The 3,531-nt window shown below is 47.5% G+C and carries 5 protein-coding genes; all 5 read left to right on the forward strand.

The window, feature by feature from the left end; translation table 11 throughout:
* The first annotated feature begins 453 nt into the window (after positions 1-453).
* A complete protein-coding gene (locus tag MO867_RS21050; protein ID WP_252472766.1) occupies positions 454-1,020 on the forward strand; it encodes a hypothetical protein in 567 nt (188 codons plus the stop codon).
* Positions 1,017-1,469 carry a hypothetical protein gene (locus MO867_RS21055; RefSeq protein WP_252472769.1) on the forward strand — a complete coding sequence of 151 codons (453 nt, stop codon included), beginning with the start codon at positions 1,017-1,019 and terminating at the stop codon, positions 1,467-1,469. Before MO867_RS21050 ends, MO867_RS21055 begins: the two co-directional genes overlap by 4 nt.
* A gap of 57 nt (positions 1,470-1,526) precedes the next feature.
* Complete coding sequence (locus tag MO867_RS21060) at positions 1,527-1,727, forward strand: hypothetical protein (RefSeq protein ID WP_252472771.1); 201 nt, start codon at positions 1,527-1,529, stop codon at positions 1,725-1,727.
* Between the two features lie 126 nt (positions 1,728-1,853).
* Entirely contained in the window at positions 1,854-2,738 is an 885-nt protein-coding gene (locus tag MO867_RS21065; protein WP_252472773.1) for a hypothetical protein, read from the forward strand.
* 57 nt (positions 2,739-2,795) lie between these two features.
* Positions 2,796-3,531: hypothetical protein (locus MO867_RS21070; RefSeq protein ID WP_252472775.1), on the forward strand; the 736-nt coding region annotated here is incomplete at its 3' end.

Consider the following 3,531-nt stretch of genomic DNA (forward strand, 5'->3'; position numbering starts at 1 on the left):
CATCTCTTTTTTGCTAATAGTAAAGAAATGACACAGAATTCTGAACACTACCTCTCGTACCAGTTTTTCTACTCGTAGTGTGTTGTCAGAATATCCTTATCTTATTTAATTCTAGATTTTGAACAGATTAGCCCACTAAACTGTTAGGAATAAACACAAAGGGTTTCAAACCTGACGGCTTGCTAAGACTGTTCCTTTCACTCTCATTTAGTGTTCGATAGTACCAAGTATATAGCACGCCGATTCTTTAAAACGGCCAGCGTTGTCCGTTTTGGGGGAAGCGTTCTAAAAAGTGATTTTCATTTGGGTTATCGACAGGTCGAGATTTGAAGACAACGTAACGTCAGTTATTTTTGCCTTTAGTGACAGAAAAATAAAGATTTATGAGATCGTTGTCACACAAAGCCGTTTTTCATAGGATAGAAGGCTATTGCAGTTTGGCGAGGGTATGCCATGGAAGTAACAGGCCATCACAATCGGACGGCAGGGCGTGATTACTACGAAATCAATATTGGTGGTGAAGCTGCGCGCGAGTTAGCAGAGGGGGCAACGGTCACAGTTATCGGAGCCGCAAATGGAACATTCACTATTCGGCTTGAACATACCAATAACAAGCAAAGATTTGCTGGTATCTCACTAGCTCAATTGAAAAAAGAGCGAAAGCGCGCTTGGTTTGGGTGGTGGAAGGCCAAGCTACGGCAGCTGTACGATCCAGTAAAGCTCGGTGGTATAGCGGCTTCTATGTCGGTTCTCTATCTATTCTATCGTACTATCTCTTTTGCCCTACAGGGGCCAGGACCACAAGCATTTGTTATAAGTAAGCTTCCAGAACTATTTTGGCATTGGAGCACTTTTATTCCCTTAGCTTTAATTTTTATAGGACGGGTCTGGAAGGGAGAGAGAGTAAGGGCGGGAAAATCTCAAGAACAAGAGAGCTGGGAGATTATTACTCAACTTGATACAGAAATCCGCCACAGAGAAGAAATTGAATTTAAAGGTGATGGAAGAACGTCCCAATGAAACTAAAGCAACTTATATTCGCAATGATACTCAGCTCTCTCACAGCCTGTTCAGCCAATCCTTCACTCCTTAAATCTACACAATCTGGTATGGCTGAGGGTACTTTTGTTGAGGCTTCTCTTGTCGAAGTGAAAAATATGTTAATAAAAAGTTGTACGCAGAGAGGAAGGCTAATACGTGAGGCGTCAGACCATTTGGTGATCTGTTCAAAACAGTTAAATGGTGCTGAGAACATCCTTGCTCATGCTTTGATCGGAAACTCTTATTCCACTCCGCCAGAGTCCGTTGCCCAATTTACCCTTTATCAATCTGGCAGAGATGTAAATGTAGTCGGCTCTATGTGGCTTGAAACCAAAATGGCTCTTGGACAGGTACGAAAAGTTCCCTTAGATAGTCCCAAGCATGTAAATACTATCCAGCAAGCACTATTTGATTTGGGTGCCTACTAGAATATTTAAGCTTCAGTACATCACTAAGGACAATGATCGGAGAAGAGATATTTGGTGATGGCTAATAATGAAAAAGTGAAACGCTTGGCAGAGGCCAAGCAAAAGAAAGGCTGGGCGCAAAAGGAAATCGAAGAGTTTGCCAAGCGCCGCAGCCGGGAGCTAAAGGAAATTTCCAAGGGGATTGAGGGCGACTACCTAGCCTCTGGAACCCAAAAATCTATCGAAGAGGTATGTCAGGATGACGACAAAGACAACTAAACCGCTATCTGGTACGGAAAAATAGCGGTGTCTTAGAAGGGGGAAGTTTCCCAGATACTAGAAAGTGAATTGATAAAAAAAACATCGTAAAATCTGACCAGGAATGCTCAAAGGATTGATCTGTATATGTTATCTCGCTTATTCGCCTCGCGTCAGCGCCCCTTTATCCCCCGTCGCCACGAGCGCGAAAGGATTGCTATCGATCTCTCCGGCAGCCGTCTAGCATTTAGCCTACCGCCCAATGTCTGCCATGACAGCTTTGCAGACCCCAGCCAGGAACCGCCGCAGAGCGTTAATATTTTTGATAACAGCAACTACTTTGATGATAGTGGCTATGAAGACTGGGAGCGTGAGGGCGTTGCCAGTCAGACGCTCATGAAGCGTCGCTGGGAGCTGTTTGGCCCCATCTGGCGTGGCCGTCCTATAGGGTACATATCATTTGTACTAACACTAAACCGCCACGACGCCCTGCCCAAAGATATGAGCTGCCTCAACCCACAGCATTTTGAGCAGGTCATTATGCGGACTTTGTACTATTGCGGCCCCTGTCGCCCCAACCACAAAGTACAGCAGGCTCCGGTGAACTGGCAGCTCCGTGAGTTGGACGGGACTACGGCAATATTTTTTGAGGAGCATCAACAACACTCACCGGAATCGCTGGCTGAGTGCCCCCACCACGATACCCACTTCTCCAACTGGTTTTTTATCCCATTGGATCAACGCCACTATGTTGATCTGCATTTCAGCTACCTGGGCTATGCACCGGTCGAGCCCTGCCTAAAAGCCATGAATAGTCTCCGCGATTCCATTTGCGACAGTGTCAAGTTGCAACTCGGAGTCGATGCCAAAACACAATTATCAAAGGCCCAACAACAGTGGCCGAGGGCCAAGGCCAGCGCTAAACGTGATATTGAGCCCTGGGTTTATCCCGAATGGCGCAGGGGAGGAGAGTTTGGGGGCGACATCATCATCACTAAACCCGGCAGTCCGCCACCTGCTTGGCAGGTATAGGCTATTCATCCGCACTTAGGACCATAAAAAACGTATCAACAAAGGCAAGGAGCCACTGTGAAAATCATTATCAAACGGGGAGAAACCCCCAATATCAACCGGAATGTCTATGTACATCCAGGCCACGCAGAAACCTGGGAGCAGCTGAAGCGCGATCACCCCGGTAACTACTATAAAACCAACCTGGTGCGGGCGCTTTACAGCCTGGCGATAACTCCCGGTGGCCGCGATAACGGCCCCAAAACCTTAAAGCTTGATGGTGCCCTGTTTCACTATCAGATACACAAAAACGGCGATATCCTGGTGTACGGGCTGGAAATCGACAGCTCGATTTCCGCTCCAGTGACAAATCAGACCAGCGGTTTGTATCGTGTGGATAAGGAAAGTCGCAAATGGAAAACCGACTCTGAGCGCCTGAATATCATGGACTACAGTCACCGCTGGGGCAGCGCCCACTATGCGGCGGTCAGCGGCAAGTTTGAGGATAAGGAAGAAGCCGGTGAGTTATTGATCAACCATATCCTCCCCGCTTACAAGGCCGCATTGAGCCCCAGGGATTTAGAGGGCAGCAGAAAACACTACTCCCTGTACTGGCAAAACGGCCAACACCAAGAAGAGAACAATGCGCAATCACTGGCGGCGCTGATCCAGCAGGCACAGGCGAATGATGCGCGGATTAACTGGCTGGTGCATGGTGAAGGGGTGGGTACTTTTGTTCAGGCCCTGCAAAGCCTAGCTAAACAACCGGGTATCAGCAGCCTGGTTGCCAATGGAAAAGAGCTTTCCAACCAGA

It is taken from the genome of Microbulbifer okhotskensis (assembly GCF_023895975.1).
Lineage (GTDB): Bacteria > Pseudomonadota > Gammaproteobacteria > Pseudomonadales > Cellvibrionaceae > Microbulbifer > Microbulbifer okhotskensis.